The organism is Streptomyces sp. NPDC059989 (assembly GCF_042736975.1).
In the GTDB taxonomy this organism is placed as follows: Bacteria; Actinomycetota; Actinomycetes; order Streptomycetales; family Streptomycetaceae; genus Streptomyces.
The window spans coordinates 49538-73380 of record NZ_JBHWUO010000032.1 but is presented as its reverse complement, the minus strand read 5'-3'; the positions used below and the strand labels follow the sequence as shown (position 1 = coordinate 73380).

The following is a 23843-nucleotide window of genomic DNA, read 5'->3' as shown; positions in this document are numbered from 1 at the left end:
GAATCGCGGTGAATTCGGGCATGCCCCCAGGCCCCCTACCGCCGGCGGGCTCGCCAGACCAGGTACAGCACGGAGGCCAGCGCCGCGCCGCGCAGGAGCCACGGCCACATCCCGTGCAGGACCCCGCTCAGCTGGTCCTCGGCCAGGGACTCGCCCCACTTGCCGTTCATCCGGCCCCACAGCCACACCACCGCCCCCGCGAGGACCGCGCCGGGCGGGCCGAAGACGGCCCACTTGCGCTCGGCGGGCCGCAGCACGCGGGAGGCGTACGGGAGGAGCCAGCCGATGACGAGCAGCAGCCAGTAGCCGGTGACCACGCCCACCACCAGGACGGCCGCGGCCAGCAGCAGGAAGGCGTTCGGCCGGGGGCGGGCCGCGGGGGCCGCGGCCTCCGGCTCGGGGGCCGCCGCCTCCGCCTTCGCGCGCCGCCGCTCCCGCAGGAACCGTACGAGGGTCCGCGCGCGCGATTCCGGCGGCCCGGGCGGCGGCACCGCCGGCTCGGCGGCCTCCTCCTCCGGGCCCTCCTTGAACAGGTCCGGGATCTCGATGCCGCCCGCGAAGCCCTCGACCTGCGGGCCCGACCCGTACGTGCCCGGGGTGACGCGCCACCAGTCGGGCTCCTCCCCGCCGGAGGGGCCGAGTTCGTCGAGCCCGGCCAGGTGCGGCGGCACGTTCCGCGGCTCCGCCGCCGGGCGCGGCGGGGGCACCTGCTTGCGGCGGAGCAGGCCGGGACCCCGCTGGGCGGGTACCGACGGGGCCTCAGCCGGTTCGGGGGACGCGGCGGGCGCCGACGCCGACCGGGCGCCGAGCGTGTCCAGCACCTCCTCCGGCGTGCCGATCCGCTCCAGGATGCGGCGGACGGCGGCCGGGGTCTCGGGGTCGTACTTGGCGCGCCGACGGTCGATCTCGTCCCGCAGCCCCGCCACCAGCCGCATGCGATCGCCGGAGGACAGCTGCCGCCGCTGCGCCAAGTCCCCTACGCGGCTCAGATATTCGTAGACCAGATGGTCGCTTTCGATCCCCATGCCCCGGCTCCTCCCGTTCAGCCTCCGGGAAAGGTAGCGCGTGCGCCCGTGGAGCGGCCGCGGGCGCAGCGGATACCGTTGGCCGGATGGGAACCGGCCGACTGACCGGCCGACGCGACCAGGAGGCGACTGTGCCCGAGGCAAGCACTGCGGGGGGATCCGGCGGAAGCGGAGCCCCGCGCTCCCTCGCCGAGGCGCTGCGCGCCCGCGACGACGCGGCACTCGCCGCCCTGCTCCGCGCCCGCCCCGACCTGCTCAACCCGGTGCCCGGCGACGTCACCCAGCTGGCCACCCGCGCCGGAACCCGCGCCTCCGTGGTGCGCGCCCTGGAACGCCTGGACCGGTTCGCGCTGCAGACCGCCGAGGCCCTGGCCGTCGCCCCGGACCCGTGCCCGTACGAGGTGCTGGAGTCCCTGCTGACCGGCGAGGAGGGCACCACCGGCGAGGACAACGGGGCCCGCGCCGCGCTCCCCCGGGCCCTGGGCACCCTGCGCGACCAGGCCCTGGTGTGGGGCGGCGAGGACCGGCTGCGGCTGGTGCGCACCGCCCGCGAACTGCTCGCGCCGTCCGCCCAGCGGCCCTCCCCGACCGGTCTGGGGCCGACGGTCGCCGAGGCCACGGCCGGGATGTCGCCGACCCGGATCCAGGAGATCGTCGCGGCCGCCGGGCTGCCCGGCACCCACGACCCGGTGTCCGCGGTGAACGCGCTGACCGGCCTGTTCACCGACCCGGACCGGATGTCCGCCCTGCTCGACGAGGCCCCGGCGGAGGCCCACCAGGTGCTCGGGCGGCTCGTATGGGGGCCGCCGTACGGGGAGGTGACGCCGAACCCGACCGCGCCGGTGCGCTGGCTGCGCGACCACGGGCTGCTGCTGCCGGCCTCCGCGCGGACCGTCGTACTGCCCCGCGAGGTGGCCCTGCACCTGCGCGGCGGCCTCGCGCACCGGGACACCGCGCCCGTGGCCCCGCCGGTCCCGGCCCACCGCGAGCACCGTCCACAGCTTGTGGACGCGAACGCCGCCGGGCAGGCGCTGGCCGCACTGTCCACCGCCGAGGAGCTCGTGAAGTCCTGGGAGCACACCGGTCCGCCGGTGCTGCGCGCGGGCGGGCTCTCGGTACGGGACCTGAAGCGGGCCGCGGCCACCCTGGACAGCACCGAGGCGTCGGCCGCGTTCTGGATCGAACTGGCCTACGCGGCCGGGCTGCTGGCCACCGACGGGGAAGCGGACGAGCGGTACGCGCCCACCCCCGCCTTCGACGACTGGTGCGAACTGCCGCCCGCCGAGCGGTGGTCGGTGCTCGCGGCGGCCTGGCTGCCGGCCACCCGGACCTCCGGGCTGGCCGGCGAGCAGGACGCCAAGGGCCGCACCCTCTCGGTGCTCGGCCCCGAGCTCGACCGCTCCGCCGCGCCCGAGGTCCGCCGCCGGGTCCTGGAACTCCTCGCGGACCTGCCCGAAGGGGCCTCCCCCGACCCGGACGCCCTGCTGGACCGGCTCGCGTGGGAGCGTCCCGTACGGAGCGCGAGCGATCTGCGGGCCCGCCTCGCGCACTGGACGCTGACCGAGGCGGAGGTCCTCGGCGTCACCGGCCGGGGTGCGCTGAGCGCCTTCGGCCGCGCCCTGCTGGAGCACCGCGACCCGGCGCCACTGCTGGCGCCCCTCCTGCCCGAGCCCGTGGACCACGTCCTGCTCCAGGCCGACCTGACGGCGGTGGCCCCCGGCCCGCTGCGCCGCCCGCTCGGCGACACCCTGGCCGTGCTGGCCGACGTGGAGTCCAAGGGCGGGGCGACGGTGTACCGGTTCACGCCCGGGTCGGTGCGCCGGGCCCTGGACGCCGGGCACGCCGCCCCCGACCTCCACGCCTTCCTCAAGGAGCACAGCCGCACGCCGGTCCCGCAGCCGCTGGCCTACTTGATCGACGACGTGGCCCGCCGCCACGGCCACCTGCGCGTCGGCGCGGCCTCCTCGTACCTCCGCTGCGACGACGACGCGATGCTGGGCGAGATCCTGGCCGACAAGCGCTCGGCGGGGCTGGGCCTGCGCCGCCTGGCCCCGACCGTCCTGGCCGCCCAGGCCGAACCCACCGCCCTCCTCGACGGGTTGCGGGCGATGGGCTACGCGCCGGCCGCGGAATCCCGTACCGGCGACGTCCTGGTGGCCCGGGCCGACGCCCACCGCACCCCGGCGCGCTCGGCGCCCGTACCGGTGCCGGACGGTCCGCCGCTGCCGGACGAGACGCTGCTGGGGGCGGCCGTACGGGCGATCCGCGCGGGCGACCTGGCGGCTACGGCGGTCCGCAAGGAACCCGCGTCGTCGTCGGCCGTCGTCCCCGGCGAACTCCCGCGCACGAGCGCGGCGGAGACCCTGGCGACGGTCCAGGCGGCCGCGCTGACCGGCTCTGCGGTGTGGATCGGCTACGTGAACGCGGACGGCGCGGCCAGCCAGCGGGTCATCGCCCCGGTCCGGGTGGAGGGCGGCTTCGTGACGGGCTACGACCACACCGCCGACGAGGTCCGCACGTACGCCCTCCACCGCATCACGGGCGTGGCAGAACTGGCGGAGGACCACCTCTAAGCCCTGCCGGCCGACCAGCCCCGTCCCATCCAGCCCCAGTGGCGGCACATCCAGCCCCAGCCCCGGCACATCCAGCCCCGCCGGCGTTTGAGGCGCGGGGTCCGGGGCGGAGCCCCGATCTTTCAGCCCCGCCGGCGTTTGAGGCGCGGGGTCCGGGGCGGAGCCCCGGCAACGGCGCCGCACCCGCAGGGAAATCGGCTCGCGAGCCGCGCCCGCGACCCCGCACCCTGAGCGCATGCCAGACGTACCGAACCGCCAGATCCGCGCATCGCACACCGACACCACCCTCACCGTCTACCAGGCCTACGCCCCCCGCCTAGGGGACCCGGCAGCCCGCGACGGCCGCTTCCCGCCCGCCTGGAAGCGGGAGCGGATGACGTGGATCAAGCCGTCGTTCCTGTGGATGATGTACCGCTGCGGCTGGGGCACGAAGGCCGACCAGGAGACGGTGCTGGCCATCGAGATCACCCGCGACGGCTTCGACGAGGCCCTGCGCGGCGCCTGCCTGTCCCACTACGAACCCCGCACGCACGAGGACCGCGACGCCTGGCAGCGCTCGCTGCGCGAGACGTCGGCCCGCGTCCAGTGGGACCCCGAGCGGGACCTCCACCTGAACCCGCTGCCGTACCGCTCGCTCCAGCTCGGCCTGTCCGGGCCGGCCTCGCGCGCGTACGCCGACGAGTGGACGGTCTCCATCCGCGACGTGACCCCGCTGGCCCGGGAGATCCGCGGGCTGCTGCGGGCCGGCGAGGAGGACGCGGCGCGCGCCCTCCTCCCGGTCGAGACCCCGTACCCGTCGGGGCCGCTGCCCCACCTCGGCGCGTAGCCGAACCGGTCGCTCTCAGTCCCGGAGGAACAGGACCACGAACCCCGCCACGGCTCCCAGCAGCAGCGCGAGCCAGGAGGAGCGGGGCCGCGACTCGCGCAGCACCGGGAGGTGGTGGTCGGCCGAGAAGCGGCCCGGCCCGGTGAGGGTGAGGGCGATGATCGCGGCGAACAGCACCACTTCGAGTTCCACGCCCTTGGGCGGGAAGTAGGCGCTCAGGCCCCGGACGTCGAGGACGTTGATGAAGGTGCCGGTCAGGGCGGCACCGGCGAGCGGGGTGAGCAGGCCGAGGGCGAGGCCCAGGCCGCCCAGGGTCTCGGAAAGACTGGCGATGACGGCCATGGCGTCCCCGGCGGGATAGCCGGCCATCGAGAAGCCCTTGCCGGTCGCGGTGAGGCCCGGGCCGCCGAACCAGCCGAAGAGCTTCATCGTGCCGTGGCCGACCATGCTGAGCCCGACGACGAGCCGGAGCAGGAGCAGGCCGGTGTCATGGGTGGCGGTCGTGGCGGTCGTGGCGGTGGTGGCGGGAAGCGCGGTGGCGCGGAAGATGTCCCGGTCCTGTCGTTCTTGTGTCATGAACGCCCGTTCCTCCGTCGCTGGTCGGCGACGGCCACCCTAAGACGCCCGTCCGCAACGGCCCGGCCGCAACAACGCCGCCCCGCAGGTTCGACCCGTTCGGCTCACCCGGGCGCGCAGTCGATCCCCTCCCCGTCGACAGCGCACCGAGAACCACCCCGCCCGCGGAGCGATGCGGCAGACTGGAGGTTTGGCCGCCCGCGCCCGGGCGGCCGTCTCACCGCGGAAAGGGACGTGCGTGAACGGGCCTCTCATCGTCCAGAGCGACAAAACCCTCCTTCTCGAGATCGACCACGAGCTCTCCGGAGCGGCTCGGCGCGCCATCGCCCCCTTCGCCGAGCTGGAGCGGGCTCCCGAGCACATCCACACCTACCGGATCACCCCGCTCGGGCTGTGGAACGCCCGGGCGGCCGGGCACGACGCCGAGCAGGTCGTGGACGCGCTCGTCGAGTACTCCCGCTACCCCGTCCCGCACGCGCTGCTCGTCGACGTCGCCGAGACCATGGCCCGCTACGGCCGCCTCACCCTCTCCAAGCACCCCGTGCACGGGCTGGTCCTGACCAGCACCGACCGGCCCGTGCTGGAGGAGATCCTGCGGTCCAAGCGGATCACCCCGCTGGTCGGGGCACGGCTCGACGCCGACACCGTCGCCGTGCACCCCTCCGAGCGCGGGCAGATCAAGCAGACGCTGCTCAAGCTGGGCTGGCCGGCCGAGGACCTCGCCGGGTACGTCGACGGCGAGGCCCACCCGATCGACCTGGCCGAAAACGGCTGGGCGCTGCGCCCGTACCAGCAGCAGGCCGTCGAGGGCTTCTGGCACGGCGGCTCCGGGGTGGTCGTGCTGCCCTGCGGCGCCGGCAAGACGCTGGTCGGCGCCGGGGCGATGGCGAAGGCCAAGGCGACGACGCTGATCCTGGTCACGAACACGGTCTCGGCCCGCCAGTGGAAGCACGAGCTGGTCAAGCGGACCTCGCTGACGGAGGAGGAGATCGGCGAGTACTCCGGCACCCGCAAGGAGATCCGGCCCGTCACGATCGCCACGTACCAGGTCCTGACGACGAAGCGGAAGGGCGTCTACCCGCACCTGGAGCTGTTCGACTCCCGGGACTGGGGCCTGATCGTCTACGACGAGGTGCACCTGCTGCCCGCGCCGGTCTTCAAGTTCACCGCCGACCTGCAGGCGCGGCGCCGCCTCGGCCTGACGGCCACCCTCGTACGGGAGGACGGGCGCGAGTCGGACGTCTTCTCGCTCATCGGGCCGAAGCGGTTCGACGCTCCGTGGAAGGAGATCGAGGCGCAGGGCTACATCGCGCCGGCGGACTGCGTGGAGGTCCGGGTCAACCTGACGGAGACCGAGCGCCTCGCGTACGCGACCGCCGAGACGGAGGAGAAGTACCGCTTCTGCGCGACGACGGCGACGAAGCGGAAGGTGACGGAGGCGCTGGTCCGCAAGCACCAGGGCGAGCAGACGCTGGTCATCGGGCAGTACATCGACCAGCTCGACGAGCTGGGCGAGCACCTGGACGCTCCCGTCATCAAGGGCGAGACCTCCAACGCGCAGCGCGAGAAGCTCTTCAACGCCTTCCGCGAGGGCGAGATCAGCGTGCTGGTCGTGTCGAAGGTCGCGAACTTCTCCATCGACCTGCCGGAGGCCACGGTCGCCATCCAGGTGTCGGGCACCTTCGGCTCCCGGCAGGAGGAGGCGCAGCGGCTCGGCCGCGTGCTGCGGCCGAAGGCGGACGGGCACGAGGCGCGGTTCTACTCGGTGGTCGCGCGCGACACCATCGACCAGGACTTCGCGGCGCACCGCCAGCGCTTCCTCGCCGAACAGGGATACGCCTACCGGATCATGGACGCCGACGAGCTGCTGGCGAGCGACTGAGGAGGGCGAGCAGCGGGACGCACCAGACCCACAGGTGCGGCCAGTGCAGGAGCAGGGCCCGGCCGGTGTCGGGGAAGTGCCGGGCCCAGAAGTCGGCGGAGGCCTGCGGGAGGACCAGCAGGCCGAGCAGGGCGGTGCCGGCGAAGGCGGCGAGGGCCGTCAGCCCGGCCCGGACCCGGCCGGTGAGCAGCAGGTACGGGACGAAGAGCGCCGGGGCCAGGGTGATCCCGGCGGCGGTGCCCAGCGCGAAGCCCTTGCCGAGCGCGGCAGCCGGCCGGCCCAGGTCCCAGACGGCCAGGCAGGCGAGGGCCAGGTTGACCTGCCCGGGCAACGGGGCCTGGAAGAACGGCTCCAGCCACAGCCCGCCGATGGTGGCGGCGAGGACGGGCCCCGGCCTGGCCCGTAGCCCCGCGAGGCGGCAGGACAGCAGGATCAGCAGGGCGAGCAGGCCGGCGTTGCCGAGGACGAGCACGGCCTTGAGCAGACCCGCCGGCAGCCAGGCGGCGGGCGTGAAGAGGATGGCCGCGAACGGCGGGTACGCGGCGGGCGGCTGCCACTCGGCGGCGGAGAAGCCGTGGACGAGGGCGTCGGCCATCGGTACGCGCAGGGCGATGCAGAGCACCCCCAGCACGAGCAACGACCCCGCGACCAGCCCACCGGCGAACGGCGACGGCGAGGGACCGGAAAGGGGACTGCGGGTCACGGGCGTGACCCTAGTGGATCAGTGCGCGTCTGCCGGTACGCTGCGCGGCTCAGCGGAATCCGGGCGTCGGCCCGGGCGTCGGGCCGGGCGTCGGGCCGGGCGTCGGGCCGGGCGTCGGGCCGGGCGTCGGGCCGGGCGGCCCAGACCGGCCAGGCGGTTCAGGCAGGCCAGGCCGCTCAGCGGCGTATGACGCCCGCGTCCTCGGCGTATTCACCCAGGACGACGACGCTCACGGCGGTCGCCGCGAAGACCTTGGCGGCCCGCAGCACGCTGCCGAGGCCATGGCGCGGACGGGAATCGGAGGTGGCGGTGGCGCCTCCCCCAGCCTTCGGCCGGGAGGTGCCCCCAGGGCGGCCGCCCTGAAGAGGGGTAAAGGTTGCGGTGCTCATGTATCCATGGTGCGTTTTCGACCGCCCCGCCACATCGCCCTGGGGGCGGAACCCCAAGGCCTCCCGCGTCCTCCTCTCGGCCCATGCCGCCCCCTAGTGGCTCTGCCCAAGGTCTGACACTCCCTGGTATGACACCCGGACGGAGGTCCCGCCCGGAGGGGACTTTCGGCCCCCTTAATCCATTCGCGCCGCCCCACCCCAATGGCTAGAATCTCCGCTCTTGCCGCCTCCCGCAGTCCCATCGGGGAGAGCCGCCCGCCGGCCGGTACCGGCGGGCATCTGTTCCTACATCAGCAGCTGGAGGCAGACCCGTGCCCGCGCACGCCCCCGAATCCGATCCGCTCGCCCGCGAACGCGCGCACCTCACCGACTCCCGCGCCGCGCTGCGCGCCATGCGCGAGGACGTCGAGGCCCTCGACATCCGCGACGTCACCGCGAACTGGGTCAACGCGATCGTCCTCCAGGCCCAGATCGACGACCGCATCAAGGCGCTCGCCGACCTCGCCCACACGCCCCTCTTCTTCGGGCGCCTGAACTACCTGCACGCCCCGGGCGCGGAGCTCGCCGAGGGCGCGGAGGGCGAGCAGTTCTACATCGGCCGCCGCCACGTCCACGACTCCGGCGGCGACCCGATGGTCATCGACTGGCGCGCCCCCGTCTCCCAGCCGTTCTACCGGGCCTCCAAGACCGACCCGCAAGACATCGCGCTGCGCCGGCGCTTCGGCTACACGGGCGGCGAGTTGACCGCCTACGAGGACGAGCACCTCTCCGACCCGGCCGAGGCGGCCGCGGTCAGCAAGCTGCTGCAGCAGGAGATCGAGCGGCCGCGCGTCGGCCCCATGCGGGACATCGTCGCGACGATCCAGCCCGAGCAGGACGAGATCGTCCGCTCCGGCCTGTCCGGCTCCGTCTGCGTGCAGGGCGGCCCCGGCACCGGGAAGACCGCCGTCGGCCTGCACCGTGTCGCCTACCTCCTCTACGCGCACCGTGACCGCCTCGCCCGCACCGGCACGCTGGTCATCGGGCCGAACCGTTCCTTCCTGCACTACATCGAGCAGGTCCTCCCCGCCCTCGGCGAGCTGGAGGTCAAGCAGGCCACCGTCGACGACCTGGTCGCGCGCGACGGCCTGGAGGTACGCGGTACGGACGCGGCCGAAACCGCCGTGGTCAAGGGCGACGCCCGGATGGCGGAGGTGCTGGGCCGCGCGGTCCGCTCGCACGTCACGGCGCCCACCGAGGCGCTGATGGTGGTCCGCGGTTCACGCCGCTGGCGCGTGCCCGCGTACGAGCTGGCGGAGATGGTCGAGGAGCTGCAGAACCGCGACATCCGCTACGGCGCCGCCCGCGACGCGCTGCCGCAGCGCATCGCGCACGCGGTCCTCGTACGGATGGAGCAGGCGGGCGAGGCGCCGGACGACCGCGTGCAGGACGCGGTGGCCCGCAACGCGGCGGTCAAGGCGGCGGTCAAGGAGATCTGGCCGCCGGTCGCCCCGTCGAAGCTGGTGCTCCGCCTGCTGTCCGATCCCGAGTTCCTGGCGGTGCACGCGGAGGGCGTCCTCACGGCGGACGAGCAGAAGCTGCTGCTGTGGCCGAAGCCGTTCAGGAGCGTGAAGGCGGCGAAGTGGTCGGCGGCGGACCTGGTCCTGATCGACGAGGCGGCCGACCTGGTGGAGCGGACGCATTCCCTCGGCCACGTGGTCCTCGACGAAGCGCAGGACCTGTCGCCGATGCAGTACCGGGCGGTGGGGCGGCGCTGCACGACCGGCTCGGCGACGGTGCTGGGCGACCTCGCGCAGGGCACGACCCCGTGGGCCACGCGCAGCTGGGACGAGGCCCTCGCCCACCTGGGCAAGCCGCAGGCGGTGCTGGAGGAGCTGACGGCGGGCTTCCGCGTGCCGCGCGAGGTGATCGCGTACGCGTCGCGGCTGCTGCCGTCGATCTCGCCTGGCCTGGCCCCGGTCTCCTCGGTCCGCGAGACCCCGGGCTCGCTGCGGATCGCCGAGGCCGAGGCCGAGGACCTCACGGCGGCGGTGGTCGAGGCCTGCCGGGACTCCCTGTCCCACGAGGGCTCGATCGGCCTGATCGCGGCGGACGCGCGGATCCCGGTACTGGCGGAGGCCCTGCGGGCGGCGGGCCTGCCGTACCTGTCGCCGGGCGAGGAGACGACGGCGGAGGCCCGCCTGACGCTGGTCCCGGCCTCCTTGGCCAAGGGCCTGGAGTACGACTACGTGGTCCTGGACGAGCCGGCGGCGATCGTGGACGGCGAGCCGGACGAACGGACCGGGCTGCGACGGCTGTACGTCTGCCTCACCCGTGCCGTCTCGGGCCTCACGGCCCTCCACTCGGCCCCGCTGCCCCCCGCCCTGTCCTGACCTGCGGGCCCGCTGCTGGGGCTCCGCCCCAGGCCCTCCCCCAGACTCCGTCCGGGGGGACCCCCACGCCTCAAACGCCGGCGAGGCTGAATGTGCCTCCGGCGGCGCCTCAAACGCCGGCGGGGCTGGATGTGGCCGGCCTCAGCCTGCACGTGCGCGTAGCGCAACCTTGCGCCCAGGCGGGCTGGATTGCCCGCAGGGCAATTCCAGCCTCGCCGGCGTTTGAGGCGCGGGGGTTCGGGGGCTGGCCCCCGACAACGGCGCCGCACCCGGCCTGTTCAGCCCCACGGGCGATTGGGGCGCGGGGGCGGAGCCCCGGTGGTGGACCGCCGGTCAGGACAGGGCCGCGCGCCAGTCCGCGACGGCGGCGGCCGAGACCGGGTGGCCCCACCCGGAGGGACGGGCCGCGCCGCCGATGTGGAAGGCGTCGATGCCCGCCCCGCGCAGCACCGGCAAGTGGGACAGCGCCAGGCCGCCGCCGACCAGGATCCGCGCCCCGTACCCCGGCTCGCCCCGCCGCGCCGCCTCCGCCAGGAGCACCGGCAGGCCCTCGTCGACCCCGGCCGCCGAGCCCGCCGTCAGGTAGGTGTCCAGGCCGGGCAGATCCGCCAGCGCCTTGCGCAGGCCGTCCCGGTCCGCCGCCCGGTCGATCGCCCGGTGGAAGGTCCAGCGGCAGCCGCCGAGCTCCGCGGCGAGGGCCTCGACGGCGGTCAGGTCGGGGGTGCCGTCCGGGTTCAGGAAGCCGAGGACGAACTCCTCCGCCCCCTCCGCCCGCAGCTCCCGCGCCGCCTCGACCAGTACGGAGACGTCGCCCGCCGCGAAACCGTCCGTCTTGCGGAGCATCACGCGCAGCGGGATGTCGACGGCCGCCCTGATCGCCGCGAAGGTCTCGCGCGGCGGAGTGAGCCCGTCGGCGGCCATGTCGGTGACCAGCTCGAGCCGGTCCGCCCCACCGGCCTGGGCCGCGACCGCGTCCTCCACGTCGAGGGCGATCACCTCCAGGAGCGCACGGTTGCTCATTCGATCCCATCCTTCGGAAAACTGCGCGTATGAACCGTATGGCCCATAGGGAAAATAGGTCTAGTCCAATATCCAGGGTACGGGCCCCCGCCACCGCTCCACCAGCACAATCACGCCACCCCCACAATGTGCTCATGGACACAGGGACCCCGCACACCGACACGACCGCCCTCCGTGCCCGCTGGCGGGGGGCCACGGCCGCCGCCGGCGCCCCCGCCGACCGCGATCCGGACCCCTACGCGGACCGCCTCCTCACCGCCTGGGCGGAGCCGCAGCGCCGGTACCACACCACCGCGCACCTGGCCGACGTACTCGCGCGGATCGACATACTGGCGCCGCACGCCGCCGACCCCGCCGCCGTGCGCCTCGCCGCCTGGTTCCACGACGCCGTCTACCGCCCCGACCGCTCCGAGAACGAGGAGCGCAGCGCCGCCCTCGCCGAGCGCGCCCTCCCCGAGCTGGGCATCGACCCCGCCCGCACCGCCGAGGTGGCCCGGCTGGTCCGGCTGACCGTCACGCACGACCCCGCCCCCGGCGACACCAACGGCGAGGCGCTCTGCGACGCGGACCTGGCGGTGCTGGCCGGGGACTCGGCGGCGTACGGCGCCTACGTCGCCGCCGTCCGCGCCGAGTACGGCTTCGTCCCGGACGACGCCTTCCGCACCGGGCGCGCGGCCGTCCTGCGCCAGCTGCTCGACCTGCCCCGGCTCTTCCGCACCCCCTACGGCACCGCCCACTGGGAGGCCCCGGCCCGCGCGAACCTCGCCGCCGAACTCGCCGAACTCGCCGAACTCACCAAGCGCACCGAACGCGCAGAGCCCTCCTGATGTCACACGCCTGACACACTCCCGGGGAATTTGATCCCGTTCGCGATGGTTGGTGAGAGGCATGCCCGCAGCCGCCGCACGCCCCCGCATGCCCGTAGCCGTCTACGTCCTCGGCCTCTCCGTCTTCGCACTCGGGACCAGCGAGTTCATGCTCTCGGGCCTGCTGCCACCCATCGCCGCGGACATGGACGTCACCATCCCGCAGGCGGGCCTGCTCATATCCGCCTTCGCGATCGGCATGGTCGTCGGGGCGCCGCTGCTGGCCGTGGCCACGCTGCGGCTGCCGCGCCGCACCACCCTGATCTCCCTCATCAGCCTCTTCGGCCTCGGGCAGGTCGCGGGCGCGCTGGCCCCCTCGTACGAGCTCCTCTTCGCCTCCCGCGTGATCTCGGCCCTCGCCTGCGCCGGCTTCTGGGCCGTCGGCGCGGCCGTGGCCATCGCCATGGTCGACAAGGACCAGCGGGCCCGCGCGATGGCCGTCATGATCGGCGGCCTGTCCATCGCCAACGTCCTCGGCGTGCCCGCCGGCGCCTTCCTCGGCGAGCACCTGGGCTGGCGCTCCGCGTTCTGGTCGGTCGGCGCGGCCTCCGCGATCGCCCTCGTCGGCATCCTGGCGCTGATCCCGAAGATCCCGCTGCCCGCCGAGAAGCCCTCGCTCGGGCGCGAGCTGCGCATCTACCGCGACCGCCAGGTGTGGCTCGCCATCGGCATCACCGCCCTGGCCGCGGGCGGCGTCTTCTGCGCCTTCAGCTACCTGTCACCGCTGCTGACGGACGTGGCCGGGCTGGATTCGGGCTGGGTGCCGTGGATCCTCGCGCTGTTTGGGATCGGCGCTCTGGTCGGCACCACCGTGGGCGGCCGGGTCGCCGACGCGCACCTGTTCGGCGTGATGATCTGGGGCATCACCGCCTCGACCGCCTTCCTGACCGCGCTCGCCCTGCTGGCGTCGTTCCAGGTCGCGGCGATCGCCCTGGCCTTCCTGATCGGCTTCTCGGCCTTCTTCACGGCTCCGGCGCTCAACGCCCGCATGTTCAACGTGGCCGGCGCCGCCCCGACCCTGGCCGGCGCCACCACCACGGCGGCCTTCAACCTCGGCAACACCGGCGGTCCCTGGCTGGGCGGCACGGTCATCGACGCGGGCCTCGGCTTCTCCGCCACCGCCTGGGCGGGCGCCGCCATGACGGTCACCGCGATCGCCCTGACCGTCGTCGCCCTCCGCCTGGACCGCCGCACCCCGGCCCGCGCGACCCGCGTGGTGACCTCCTCGACCTCCTCGACAGCCACGCCGGCCATGCCGGCCATGCCGGCCGCCGACGCCGCGGAGCAGGGCGTCCCCGCGTAACGCCTGCCACCCCCTAGGCGGCCGGGCGGCCCTTGGGGCGGCGCAGGCCGGCCTCGGTGAGGCGGCGGACCAGTTCCTTGCTGCCGATCTCGACCGCGCCCGCGCCGACCGCGTCGGCATAGCGGTGCGACGGGACGTCGTAGTGGTCCCGCTCGAAGGCGCGCGGCGGGCAGCCGATGCCCGCCGCGAAGGCGTGCAGCTCCTCGTACGAGACATCGCTGACCAGGTGCGACCACAGGCGGCCGTGGCCCGGCCAGGTCGGCGGGTCGATGTACACCGTCACCGGCGGCTCACCGGCCCGGGTGGAAGACGGGGCCGAGGGCGCCCACGGCCGCCACCCGCACACCTGCCTCCGAGCACACCCAGTGCGGGTCGGGTCCCAATTCCGGCTCCACGTCCAGCGCGTGCGGATCGCCGTGCCCGCAGACGGGGCACAGCGGCCAGCGCCCGTACTTCTCCAGCAGCGCGTCCTGCACGTCCTGGGCGACGAGTCCGGCAAGGTAGTCGACCCCCTCCGGCCACTGCTCCACCCACCACCGGCGGTGCGTGACCGAGTCCTCGACGAGGGAGACGACATCGGCATCGGCGACCTCGCCGGCGGCGAGATCGGCGAGAACAAGTGCACGTGCGACGTGCAGCGCCTGCTCCAGGGGGGTTGCGTGGTCCATGGGGTCATTTTGACTCCTCCGCGCCCAGAAAGGGAGGGGATGCCCGGCTCACGCTGCCCGGCGGACCGACGGTCCGTCTGGTCTTACGCGATCTGCGCCGGCCGGGTTGAGACCAGCCCGGACGAGCATGACGTGGGCGGAGTTCTTGTCCCTGGAGGAGACCGCTCCACACACAGTGCAGGTGTATGTACGCTCCGACAGCGGCAGTGCGTGCTTGGCTCTCGCTCCGCACCGTCCGCAGTCCATGGTGGTGTGCGCCGGGTGCACAAGCCGCAGGTCCCGGCCGTGCTTGAGCGCCATGTTGATCAGCTCGCGCTTGGTGGCGGACAGCGCCGCGTCAGCTGCTTTGCGGGCCATGGTGGACTTGGCGAGGAACCGCGGCCGGAAGTCCTCCACCGCAAGGTGATCGAAGTCCGTCACGACACGCTTGGCCCACTTGCGGGCAGTGTCCTGGCGCTGGCGGGCGATCTTCTTATGCACCTTCGCCGCCTGCCGCTTCGCCTTCCAGTACCCCTTCGACGCGGCCTGGCCCGGCTTCGGTTTACGCCGGGCCATCATCCGCTGGTATCCGGCCAGCTTGCCGGCCTCGCGGCTGCCGTGCCGGGGGTGGGGGAGGTCGTGATCGTCGCTGGTGGTGGTCGCGGTCTCCGTCACGCCCCAGTCGATACCGATGGCCGCGCCGGTCGCAGGCAGCGGCCGTACGCCGGCGGGGACCACGAAGGAGGCGTACCAGTGCCCGAGACTGTCCCGGTAGACACGCACGCTGGACGGTTCGGCGGGCAGGTCACGCGACCACACCACTGTCAGGGCGATGCCCCTGGCGAGGTGCAGCCGACCGTCTTTCAACCGAAAGGCGGTCCGTGTGTAGTTGAGCGTCGGATCCGCCAGACGCTTCCTCTTGAACCGCGGCATCCCCGCCCGCTGTCGTACCGGCAGGCCCGCCGTGATGCCCTTCAACGCCGTGGCACGAGCCTTGGCAAAGTCCCGGATCGCCTGCTGCTGCGGAACGGAAGCGCCCTCACCCAGCCACCCATACGCGCCGCGCCAGCGGGTCAGCATCCTGTCCAGCCGGGCCGGACCGCAGTCCTCCCCGGCCTTGCGCGCTGCCCGGGACTCGGCGACGCACTGATTCCACACCCACCTGCAGCGATCCCATTCCGCCAGCAGACCCGCCAACGCAGTGGACGACACACGAAGTCGGAAGACGTACCGGGCGCGCCCGGCCTCCCCGGGCTTCGTCAATGCCACCATGGCGCCAACGTAAGAGCCGTAGTCCGCTGCCATGCCGGAAGTCCCCGGCACCCCACACGAACGAGTGACCGACCACGCGCACTGGCGACGGTCCGTCAACTCCGGGACTGTTCCTCTCCTGCACCCCATAGCCGCTAGGAGGCCCCGTCGATGACCACCGCCCACGCCCAACTCCGCGCCCAGCTGGAGACCTTGACCACCGAGGCCTTCCGCCCCGAGCTCGCGGAGATCGACCGGCTGTCCACCCTCGACATCGCCCGTGCGATGAACGCCGAGGACGCCACCGTCGCGGCCGCCGTCGCCGGGCGGCTGCCGCTCATCGCCGCCGCGATCGACGCGATCGCCGTACGGATGGCACGCGGCGGGCGGCTGGTCTACGCGGGCGCCGGCACGGCCGGGCGGATGGGCGTACTGGACGCCAGCGAGTGCCCGCCCACCTTCAACACCGACCCGGCCGAGGTGATCGGCCTGATCGCGGGCGGCCCCTCCGCCATGGTCAAGGCCGTCGAAGGCGCCGAGGACTCCAAGGAGCTGGCGGCGGCAGACCTCACCGCACTGCACCTCACCCCCGACGACACCGTCATCGGCATCTCGGCGTCCGGCCGCACCCCGTACGCGATCGGCGCCGTCGAGTTCGCCCGTACGCGCGGCGCGCTCACCGTCGGGCTCTCCTGCAACGCCGGCTCCGCGCTCGCCGCGGCCGCGGAACACGGCATCGAGGTCGTCGTCGGCCCCGAACTACTCACAGGCTCCACCCGCCTGAAGGCCGGCACCGCGCAGAAGCTCGTCCTCAACCTCATCTCGACGATCACCATGATCCGGCTCGGCAAGACCTACGGGAACCTCATGGTCGACATGCGCTCCTCGAACGAGAAGCTGCGCGCCCGCGCCCGCCGCATCGTGGCGCTGGCCACCGGTGCGCCCGACGAGGAGATCGAGGCCGCGCTGACCGCCACCGGCGGCGAGGTCAAGAACGCCATCCTCGTCATCCTCGGCGCCGTCGACGCCCCGGCGGCCGCCGCCCTGCTGGCCTCCGCCCGGGGCCACCTCCGCGAAGCCCTCGCCGAGACCCGCTGACCCGCCGACCGGCGGACCCGCCAACCCGCCGATCCACCGGTCCACAGCCCCGCCGGTCTTCCGACGCGCCCCTCACCGCCCGCATCCCCCCACGCAAGGCGACCACCACATGTCCACTGACAAGAACCGCGCCACAGCCGCCGCGATCCTTCCTCTGGTCGGCGGCCCGGACAACATCACCTCGATCGCACACTGCATGACCCGTCTGCGCATCGCGCTCCGCGACCGCTCGCTCGTCCAGGACGAGGCCCTCAAGGCCCTCCCGGCGGTCATGGGCGTGGTCGAGGACGACACGTACCAGATCGTGCTGGGCCCGGGCACCGTCGCCCGCGTCACCCCGGAGTTCGAGGCCCTCGTCGAGGAGGGCCGCACGCCGGCGCCCCAGCCCCAGCCCCAGCCCCACGGCATCACGGCGGACGACCTGGCCGCCCAGGGCGCGGCGCTCAAGGAAGCCCGGAAGGCCCGCAACTCCACCCCGTTCAAACGGTTCCTGCGCCGCGTCGCGAACATCTTCGTCCCGCTGATCCCGGCGCTGATCGGCTGCGGGATCATCGCGGGCATCAACGGCATCCTCACCAACATGGGCTGGCTGCCCGCCGTGGTCCCAGCGCTGGCCGCCATGGCCTCCGGCTTCATGTCGCTGATCGCGGTCTTCGTCGGCCACAACACCGCCAAGGAGTTCGGCGGCACGCCCGTGCTGGGCGGCGCGGTCGCCGCGATCATCGTCTTCCCGGGCATCGCCAAGATCGACGCCTTCGGCCAGCACCTCTCCCCCGGCCAGGGCGGCGTCCTGGGCGCGCTCGCGGCCGCGCTCCTCGCCGTGTACGTGGAGAAGTGGTGCCGGCGCTGGGTCCCGGAGGCCCTGGACGTGCTGGTCACGCCCACCCTCACGGTCCTGGTCCCGGGCCTGGTCACCATCTTCGGCCTCATGTTCCTCGCGGGCGAGGCGTCCACCGCCATCGGCAGCTTCGCCAACTGGCTGCTCGCCACCGGCGGCGCCTTCGCGGGCCTGGTCCTGGGCGGGCTCTTCCTCCCCCTCGTCATGCTGGGCCTGCACCAGGCCCTCATCCCCCTCCACACCACCCTCATCGAGCAGTCCGGCTACACCGTCCTCCTCCCCATCCTCGCCATGGCGGGCGCGGGCCAGGTCGGCGCGGCCATCGCCGTCTACTACCGGCTCCCGCGCAACGGCTCCCTGCGCGCCACCATCAAGTCGGCGCTCCCGGCCGGGTTCCTGGGCGTGGGCGAACCGCTGATCTACGGCGTCTCCCTGCCCCTGGGCCGCCCCTTCGTCACCGCCTGCGTGGGCGGCGCGGCCGGCGGCGCCTTCGTCGGCCTCTTCAACCAGCTCGGCGTGGCCTTCGGCTCCACCGCGATCGGCCCCTCGGGCTGGGCGCTGTTCCCGCTGCTGGACGGCACGTCGGGCATGGGCGCCACCATCGCCATCTACGCGGGCGGCCTGGCGGTCGGCTACACGGTCGGCTTCGCGGCCACCTACCTCTTCGGCTTCACCCGGCAGATGCTGGCCGAGCTCAACACCGACCCGGAGGCGGACACCTCCCCGCACACCCCGTCCGCGGAGCCGGCGACCGGGCCCGCGAGCCCCGCCCCGGTCGCGGCCGGCCGCTGACCCGGACCGTACGAAGGCTCCCGGCCGGTGTGGTTCACCGGCCGGGAGCCCGTACGTACGCCGCCCCGTGTCAGGCGCAGTTGGACGGCGCCGGCTTGCCCGCGAAGCGGTCCGCGATCCAGCCCAGGTACTCCGACTCCGCGACGTTGGGGATCGTCTGGTGCGTCGCGCCCTGGTACTTCGTGTACTCGACCGGCTTGCCGAAGCGGCAGGCCCGGTTCACGTTTGTTCGCGCCGCACAGCCGAATGGGGCGCGGACGCGGCAATGATGGAGGGATGATCGACGCGATACCCGATGTGGTCCCGGCCGGGCGGATGAGCGCCGCCCCGCAGCCCGAACTCCCGCTCCCCGGCGGGATGCTGCTGCGGCCCTGGACTCCGTACGACGCCCCCGTGCTGGTCGAGTCCTGCCTCGACCCGGAGATCCGGCACTGGAACCGCCCGGGCCGGCTCAGCCCCGCCGAGGCCGAGGACCGCATCGCCCGCTGGGGAGCGCGCTGGACGGCCGAGGAGGCCGCGATCTGGGCGATCGCCCCCGCCGCCGGGGGCCGCGCCGTCGGCCTGATCGGCCTGGCCGACCTCGATCTGCGCGGTGGCAGCGGCGAGTTCCTCTACTGGCTCCTGCCCGCCGGACGCGGCAGCGGTGTCATGGTGCCGGCCACGGAACGCGTCACCCGCTGGGCCTTCGAGGACCTCGGCCTGCACCGGCTGCGCATCACCCACTCCGTGGCCAACCCGGCCTCCTGCCGCATCGCGACGCGGGCCGGCTTCCCCCTGGAGGGCACCATGCGCGGCGCCCTCCTCCACGCGGACGGCTGGCACGACGAACACCTCCACGCCCGCCTGCGCACGGACGGTTGAGCCCGGCTACCTACCCCGCCTGAGTACGCCGGCTGATCACCCGCGGATCCCCACGCGATCCAATGGGGTCATGACCACATCCGTCGCCGGTCCGGTTCACGTAACCCCGCAGCTCCAGGAGGACCGGGAGCCGCGCAGACGAGACCGCCGCCTGCGCGTGATCGCCGGCATCGGCCTCGGCCTGCTGGTTCCCTCCCTGATCGCCGCCTTCGTCGCCGTACTGGCCTCTCCGGGCGCGGGCCGCTGCATCGCCTATGGGGAGGGGTGCGCCCACGGAGCTCCGGGCACGTGGGTGCTCTGGGCCGTCGCCATCACCCTCGTGGCGGGCCTCCTCACGGTGTCCTGGCCGACCCGGCACCTGCCGTTCGCCGGGGCACGGGCCTGGACGCTCGGCCTCCAGGCCACGGCACACACCACCGCGCTGCTGCTCGTCCTCAGCCACTACGCCTAAGGGCCCGCCCTTACGGGTGATTCGGACGGCCCACGCTGTGAGGACCTCGATTTCCACAGGGCTCTTCCCCTCTAGTAGTCGCCGAAGGCCGTGACAGTCAGTCACCCGACAAGGGGAGAGAGACTCGTGCTTCAGGTCAACCGCACGTCCGGGCGGCGCAGGTGGGAAGTCGCTGCCGTCGCCATGGGTGTGGCTCTGTCGACTTTCGGCATCGCCAGCCCCGCCCATGCAGACGCCCGGCCGGTGATCAACAAGTCCCACGTGGGGGACTTCGTCCAAGGACAGTCCGGTGCCACCTACTCCATCGTGGTGAGCAACACCGGGGACACTGCCACCTCAGGACAGATCAGGGTTCTCGAACAGCTGCCGGATGGACTCACCGCAACGGGGCTCAGCGGAGACGGATGGCAGTGCAATCTGGAGGCCATGCTCTGCTACCGAACGGACCCCCTGCCTGCGCAGCAGAGTTTCCCGACCATCACCCTCACGGTCAACGTGGGCACCAACGTGTGCTCGGTGATCAACACCGTCTTCCTTGAATCAGACCAAGTCGCCACTCAGGGTGAGACCGACTACACCGTCATCACGGGTGGCACCTGTGGCGGCGGAGGAGGCGGTGGCGGAGGCGGCAATGGGGGCGGCGGAGGCGACGGAGTATCCCTCCTCGGCATCAACCTCAGCGGGCTCATCTCGCAGAACTTCAGCAACGTCAACACGGGCACCATCAAGTCCCCCAACCCCTACGCCATCCCCCACCGCTGACGGAGAGGCCCGGCCGGCCGGCGGCCGGGCCCCGTACGGGCCGTCCTCGCCGCACCCGGCCGCAGACGTCCGGCTAGGCGCGTCCGGCCGCCGCGGGCACCACCCCGCGGACCGGGTCCCAGCACTGGACGCCCTTCAGGTCCGGCATCCGGTCGCGCGTGAAGACCGGGTCCAGGCCCGCCCGGCGCTGCGCGAGGTAGTCGTCGAGCAGGCGGAAGGCGATCGCCGACAGCGGGAGGATCGCCAGCAGGTTGACCAGCGCCATGAGCCCCATGAAGACGTCCGCCAGGTTCCAGACGACCGACACCGAGCCCAGCGAGCCGAGGACCACCGCCGACAGGACCAGCGAGCGGTAGCCGGGCAGGACCCACCGCTTGCGGGTGACGAACCGGATGTTCGTCTCGCCGTAGTAGTAGTTCCCGACCATGCTGCTGAAGGCCAGCATGAAGACGACGACCGTCAGGACGTGCCCGGCCCAGCCGCCCAGCGTGTCGCTCAGCGCGGTCTGCGTGAGGTCCGCGCCCTGCCGGCCGGCGGGTTCGGGGTTGGTGACCAGGACGATGAAGGCCGTCATCGTGCAGACGAGGAGCGTGTCGAAGAAGACGCCGAGGGACTGTACGAGGCCCTGCTTGACCGGGTGCGAGACCTCGGCGGCCGCGCCCGCGTTCGGGGCGGAGCCGAGGCCCGCCTCGTTGGAGAACATGCCGCGCCGGATGCCCTGCTGGATCGCCGCGCCGATACCGCCGGCCGCCAGCTCGCGGAAGCCGAAGGCGCCGCCCACGATGTCGGCGACGACCCGCGGGAACTCCGACGCGTTCAGCAGCACGACCGCCGCGCCCAGCAGCAGGTAGACCACCGCCATCACCGGGACGAGGACGGTGGTCACCGACGCGATCCGCTTGACGCCGCCGAAGACCGCCAGGCCGAGGAGGGCCGCGAGCAGCACGCCCAGCGCCGGCCCGAACCATGCCGTGTCCGTCTCCGGCAGCGAGCCCGTCGCCACCGCCGTGATGGTGTTGGCCTGCACGGCGTTGAAGACGAAGCCGAAGGTGACGGTGATCGTCACGGCGAAGAGCACACCGAGCCAGCGTTTTCCGAGCGCGCGCTGCATGTAGTACGCCGGACCGCCCCGGTACGCGCCGGTCGAGTTCCGCACCTTGTACAGCTGGGCGAGCGCCGACTCCACGAAGGCGGAGGCCGCGCCGACGAGCGCCATCATCCACATCCAGAAGACGGCGCCCGCGCCGCCCAGGGTGATGGCGGTGGCCACGCCGGCGATGTTGCCGGTGCCGACCCGCGCGGCGGCGGAGATGGTGAAGGCGCCGAAGGACGAGACCTGCTTGCGGCCGTCCGCGCGCGGCGGGGTCTTCTCCTTCACCACCCGGAACATCTCGGGCAGGAGGCGCAGCTGCACACCCCGGGACCGGACCGTGAAGTACAGGCCGGCGCCGACCACCAGCGGAATCAGCAGGTAGGTCCAGAGGTGATCGTTCACGTCGACGATCAGCGAGTCCAGGGTGTCCAGGGCGTCCATGAACCGAAGTCTTCCGGGGGCGGAAGGCCCCCGGACAGGGACCTTGGTCCGCTTGCACCGGGCCCGAAGACCCCGGATTCAGGCCCGGTACACCTGCAGCCGGGACACCTCGTACGACATCTCCGTCAGCTCGGGACCCGGCGCGGGGTGGTACCTCCCGGCGCACACCGACAGGTTGACGATGAGGTACGCGCGCCAGCCGCGCCCCACCCCCCGGCCGTCGGAGAAGACGCGGATCCCGTTGACCCACCAGATGACCGACCTGCGGCCGAACTCGGTCTTCAGGTCGACCCACGCGCCGGGCCGGACCCCCGAGTCACGGTGGTAGCGCTGCGCCTCACGGACGTGGTTCGACAGCTCCAGCAGATCCGGGTTGTCGGGGTGGTACTCGAAGACGTCGATCTCCTGGCCGCCGTCCCGCCAGGTCCAGATCGCGGGCCACGCCCCGAGCGCCTCGGGCAGCTTCACCCGGGCCTCCAGCACATCGCCGGTGCGCACCATGAAGCCCTCGTCGCTGCCCTCGGTGGTGAGCAGTCCGGTGTCCCAGTCGCCGTCGGGGCGCAGCGTCGCGCGGAAGACGCCGCCGCGGCTGTAGGCGGGGTCGGCGACGAGGTGGTCCAGCTTGTTGTCACCCGGGTTGACCGGGCCGCCGTCGGGATAGGCCCACGAGCGGCCGGCGATCCACTGGGTGGGAGAGGTGAAGTCGGCGGTGAAGACGGGGGCCCGGCGCGGCGCGAACAGCCGGCCCAGCGTGTCGATGACCATGCCGTTCCTCTGCCCGCGCCGGGCCCGCCCACACGCGAGTTCTCGCTGAGAGTAATCCTACGAACACTCTCAGCGCGCGGTGCCGGTCGTCCGCGCCGCCTCGATGAAGGCCCGGATCAGCTCCGGAGACTTCACCCCGCGCTCGCGCTCCACCCCGCTGGACACGTCCACGCCCCAGGCCCCGGTGACCTTGACGGCCTCCCGCACGTTCGCCGGGGTCAGCCCGCCGGCCAGCAGCCACCGCCCCTCGGGCGCGGCGAAGTCCGCCGATCCCCAGTTCCACGGCTTGCCGGAGCCGGGGTCGGGCGCGTCGATCAGCAGCAGGTCCTCGCCGTACTCCCCGCAGCGCTTCACGTGTTCGGCGGTCGCCCGCAGCAGCGTCCGGCCCTCGGCGCGCAGCGCCGCGAAGTCCTCGGGGCCCTCCTCGCCGTGCAGCTGCACGCCCCGTACGCCGCTCTCCCCGGCGAACCGGCGCACCTCCTCGACCGGCTGCCCGCGGAACACCCCGACGGTGAGCACCCCGTCCGGCACCAGCCCGGCCAGGGCCCGAGCGGTGGCGGCGTCGACGGTACGCGGGCTGCCGGGCGCGAAGACGAACCCGACGGCATCGGCGCCGGCCGCCACGGCCACCTCGACGTCCTGCGCGGTCTTGAGCCCGCAGATCTTGATGAACACGTCAGTCATACCCGAAGTCAACCACCCACCGCGTCAACGGTGAGGGGCCCATCCATCCGATGGGATGCCGCCGACCGCCGCAACGTATTATGTCGTTTACGACATAATACGCTGCGGCACATGGACGATCTGCACGTGATCGAGCTGGAGCCTGAAGTGCGAGCCTGGCTGGAGCTGCTGCCGGGCAAGCAGCTCGTGTGCGAAAGGGAGCACGGCCCAGCCCACACGACGTACGGCCGCAGCGAGGAAGGGGACGCATCATGAACCACACCCGCTGGAAGCTGGCCCGGGAGAAGAAGGCCGCGGGAGAACAGGTCGAATCGGCCGAGGTCGCGGCCGAGCGGGCGGAGATCCGGCTGGCGATGGCGTTCGCCAAGGCCGTGTACGACCGGCGCAAGGACCTGGGGCTGTCTCAGGCCGAGCTGGCCGAGCGCGCCGGACTGACGCAGGCGAAGATCTCCCGGGTGGAGGGAGCCGATGCCGTACCCACTCTGCCCCTGCTGCGCCGCCTCGCGCATGCTCTGGACGCGTCCCTGAACATCGCCTTGGGCGAGGACCACGAAGAGGTCGGCTTCGTCGCGCGCTCCGCCGCCTGAAACGCCCGAGGGCGGCACCCCCCGCAGGATCGCGGGGG

25 protein-coding genes are annotated in these 23843 nt (G+C 73.3%); 13 read left to right on the top strand and 12 right to left on the bottom strand.

Translation table 11 applies throughout. The features are described from left to right. Positions 1-35: 35 nt before the first annotated feature. Positions 36-1025 (bottom strand): hypothetical protein, encoded by a 990-nt coding sequence (locus tag ACFWBN_RS26420; protein WP_385179668.1) that lies wholly within the window; start codon positions 1023-1025, stop codon positions 36-38. A gap of 86 nt (positions 1026-1111) precedes the next feature. Here ACFWBN_RS26420 and ACFWBN_RS26415 point away from each other — a divergent pair, with 86 nt between their 5' ends. After that, on the top strand, positions 1112-3598 hold the full coding sequence (locus tag ACFWBN_RS26415) for a helicase-associated domain-containing protein (RefSeq protein WP_385179665.1): 2487 nt from the start codon (positions 1112-1114) through the stop codon (positions 3596-3598). Positions 3599-3833: 235 nt separating this feature from the next. Next, entirely contained in the window at positions 3834-4424 is a 591-nt protein-coding gene (locus ACFWBN_RS26410; protein ID WP_385179662.1) for a DUF4291 domain-containing protein, read from the top strand. Between the two features lie 15 nt (positions 4425-4439). Here ACFWBN_RS26410 and ACFWBN_RS26405 read toward each other — a convergent pair whose 3' ends face one another. Continuing rightward, positions 4440-5000 carry a DoxX family membrane protein gene (locus tag ACFWBN_RS26405; RefSeq protein WP_385179658.1) on the bottom strand — a complete coding sequence of 187 codons (561 nt, stop codon included), beginning with the start codon at positions 4998-5000 and terminating at the stop codon, positions 4440-4442. Positions 5001-5238: 238 nt separating this feature from the next. Between ACFWBN_RS26405 and ACFWBN_RS26400 the strand changes: the two genes are divergently transcribed. Then, on the top strand, positions 5239-6882 hold the full coding sequence (locus ACFWBN_RS26400) for a DNA repair helicase XPB (protein WP_385179654.1): 1644 nt from the start codon (positions 5239-5241) through the stop codon (positions 6880-6882). Here ACFWBN_RS26400 and ACFWBN_RS26395 read toward each other — a convergent pair. After that, a complete protein-coding gene (locus ACFWBN_RS26395) occupies positions 6848-7585 on the bottom strand; it encodes a glycosyltransferase family 87 protein (RefSeq protein ID WP_385179651.1) in 738 nt (245 codons plus the stop codon). The genes ACFWBN_RS26400 and ACFWBN_RS26395 overlap by 35 nt on opposite strands. Positions 7586-7761: 176 nt before the next feature. Then, positions 7762-7974 carry a hypothetical protein gene (locus tag ACFWBN_RS26390; protein ID WP_385179648.1) on the bottom strand — a complete coding sequence of 71 codons (213 nt, stop codon included), beginning with the start codon at positions 7972-7974 and terminating at the stop codon, positions 7762-7764. 311 nt (positions 7975-8285) lie between these two features. On the opposite strand from ACFWBN_RS26390, the gene ACFWBN_RS26385 reads away from it, so the two are divergent. Continuing rightward, complete coding sequence (locus ACFWBN_RS26385; protein WP_385179644.1) at positions 8286-10346, top strand: HelD family protein; 2061 nt, start codon at positions 8286-8288, stop codon at positions 10344-10346. A 333-nt stretch (positions 10347-10679) separates the two neighbouring features. Here ACFWBN_RS26385 and ACFWBN_RS26380 read toward each other — a convergent pair whose 3' ends face one another. After that, complete coding sequence (locus ACFWBN_RS26380; RefSeq protein WP_385179642.1) at positions 10680-11366, bottom strand: copper homeostasis protein CutC; 687 nt, start codon at positions 11364-11366, stop codon at positions 10680-10682. A 134-nt stretch (positions 11367-11500) separates the two neighbouring features. On the opposite strand from ACFWBN_RS26380, the gene ACFWBN_RS26375 reads away from it, so the two are divergent. Beyond that, positions 11501-12193: a hypothetical protein gene (locus tag ACFWBN_RS26375; protein WP_385179639.1), complete on the top strand. Its 693-nt coding sequence runs from the start codon at positions 11501-11503 to the stop codon at positions 12191-12193. 88 nt (positions 12194-12281) lie between these two features. Further along, complete coding sequence (locus ACFWBN_RS26370) at positions 12282-13535, top strand: Cmx/CmrA family chloramphenicol efflux MFS transporter (protein WP_385179735.1); 1254 nt, start codon at positions 12282-12284, stop codon at positions 13533-13535. 13 nt (positions 13536-13548) lie between these two features. Here ACFWBN_RS26370 and ACFWBN_RS26365 read toward each other — a convergent pair whose 3' ends face one another. The 3 genes from ACFWBN_RS26365 to ACFWBN_RS26355 are packed head-to-tail and all read right to left on the bottom strand — an operon-like array spanning position 13549 to position 15454. Next, positions 13549-13818, bottom strand: coding sequence for a DUF4031 domain-containing protein (locus tag ACFWBN_RS26365; protein ID WP_385179636.1), 270 nt, complete (start codon positions 13816-13818; stop codon positions 13549-13551). 7 nt (positions 13819-13825) lie between these two features. Further along, complete coding sequence (locus ACFWBN_RS26360) at positions 13826-14203, bottom strand: hypothetical protein (RefSeq protein ID WP_365172710.1); 378 nt, start codon at positions 14201-14203, stop codon at positions 13826-13828. Positions 14204-14251: 48 nt separating this feature from the next. Beyond that, complete coding sequence (locus ACFWBN_RS26355) at positions 14252-15454, bottom strand: RNA-guided endonuclease InsQ/TnpB family protein (RefSeq protein ID WP_385179634.1); 1203 nt, start codon at positions 15452-15454, stop codon at positions 14252-14254. 150 nt (positions 15455-15604) lie between these two features. On the opposite strand from ACFWBN_RS26355, the gene murQ reads away from it, so the two are divergent. Then, positions 15605-16531 carry an N-acetylmuramic acid 6-phosphate etherase gene (gene murQ / locus ACFWBN_RS26350; protein WP_385179632.1) on the top strand — a complete coding sequence of 309 codons (927 nt, stop codon included), beginning with the start codon at positions 15605-15607 and terminating at the stop codon, positions 16529-16531. 109 nt (positions 16532-16640) lie between these two features. Next, entirely contained in the window at positions 16641-18161 is a 1521-nt protein-coding gene (locus tag ACFWBN_RS26345) for a PTS transporter subunit EIIC (protein WP_385179630.1), read from the top strand. Positions 18162-18231: 70 nt separating this feature from the next. Here the strand turns inward: ACFWBN_RS26345 and ACFWBN_RS26340 are convergent, their stop codons facing one another. Next, positions 18232-18384 (bottom strand): hypothetical protein, encoded by a 153-nt coding sequence (locus tag ACFWBN_RS26340; protein ID WP_385179628.1) that lies wholly within the window; start codon positions 18382-18384, stop codon positions 18232-18234. 53 nt (positions 18385-18437) lie between these two features. On the opposite strand from ACFWBN_RS26340, the gene ACFWBN_RS26335 reads away from it, so the two are divergent. The 3 genes from ACFWBN_RS26335 to ACFWBN_RS26325 all read left to right on the top strand — a co-directional run bounded on the left by ACFWBN_RS26335 (position 18438) and on the right by ACFWBN_RS26325 (position 20235). Continuing rightward, a complete protein-coding gene (locus ACFWBN_RS26335) occupies positions 18438-19022 on the top strand; it encodes a GNAT family N-acetyltransferase (protein ID WP_385179626.1) in 585 nt (194 codons plus the stop codon). A 70-nt stretch (positions 19023-19092) separates the two neighbouring features. Next, positions 19093-19473, top strand: a complete 381-nt coding sequence (locus tag ACFWBN_RS26330; protein ID WP_385179624.1) for a hypothetical protein — start codon at positions 19093-19095, stop codon at positions 19471-19473. 126 nt (positions 19474-19599) lie between these two features. Further along, on the top strand, positions 19600-20235 hold the full coding sequence (locus tag ACFWBN_RS26325) for a hypothetical protein (protein ID WP_385179622.1): 636 nt from the start codon (positions 19600-19602) through the stop codon (positions 20233-20235). Between the two features lie 73 nt (positions 20236-20308). On the opposite strand, the gene ACFWBN_RS26320 is transcribed toward ACFWBN_RS26325, so the two are convergent. The 3 genes from ACFWBN_RS26320 to ACFWBN_RS26310 all read right to left on the bottom strand — a co-directional run bounded on the left by ACFWBN_RS26320 (position 20309) and on the right by ACFWBN_RS26310 (position 23218). After that, the gene (locus tag ACFWBN_RS26320; RefSeq protein WP_385179619.1) at positions 20309-21769 is read right to left on the bottom strand and encodes an alanine/glycine:cation symporter family protein; all 1461 of its coding nucleotides are present in this window, start codon (positions 21767-21769) and stop codon (positions 20309-20311) included. A 78-nt stretch (positions 21770-21847) separates the two neighbouring features. Further along, positions 21848-22534 carry a beta-glucanase gene (locus ACFWBN_RS26315; protein WP_385179617.1) on the bottom strand — a complete coding sequence of 229 codons (687 nt, stop codon included), beginning with the start codon at positions 22532-22534 and terminating at the stop codon, positions 21848-21850. A 69-nt stretch (positions 22535-22603) separates the two neighbouring features. Then, entirely contained in the window at positions 22604-23218 is a 615-nt protein-coding gene (locus ACFWBN_RS26310; RefSeq protein WP_385179615.1) for a phosphoribosylanthranilate isomerase, read from the bottom strand. A 111-nt stretch (positions 23219-23329) separates the two neighbouring features. Here ACFWBN_RS26310 and ACFWBN_RS26305 point away from each other — a divergent pair, with 111 nt between their 5' ends. Next, complete coding sequence (locus ACFWBN_RS26305; protein WP_385179613.1) at positions 23330-23473, top strand: hypothetical protein; 144 nt, start codon at positions 23330-23332, stop codon at positions 23471-23473. Further along, a complete protein-coding gene (locus ACFWBN_RS26300) occupies positions 23470-23805 on the top strand; it encodes a helix-turn-helix domain-containing protein (RefSeq protein ID WP_385179611.1) in 336 nt (111 codons plus the stop codon). Before ACFWBN_RS26305 ends, ACFWBN_RS26300 begins: the two co-directional genes overlap by 4 nt. Positions 23806-23843: the final 38 nt, after the last annotated feature.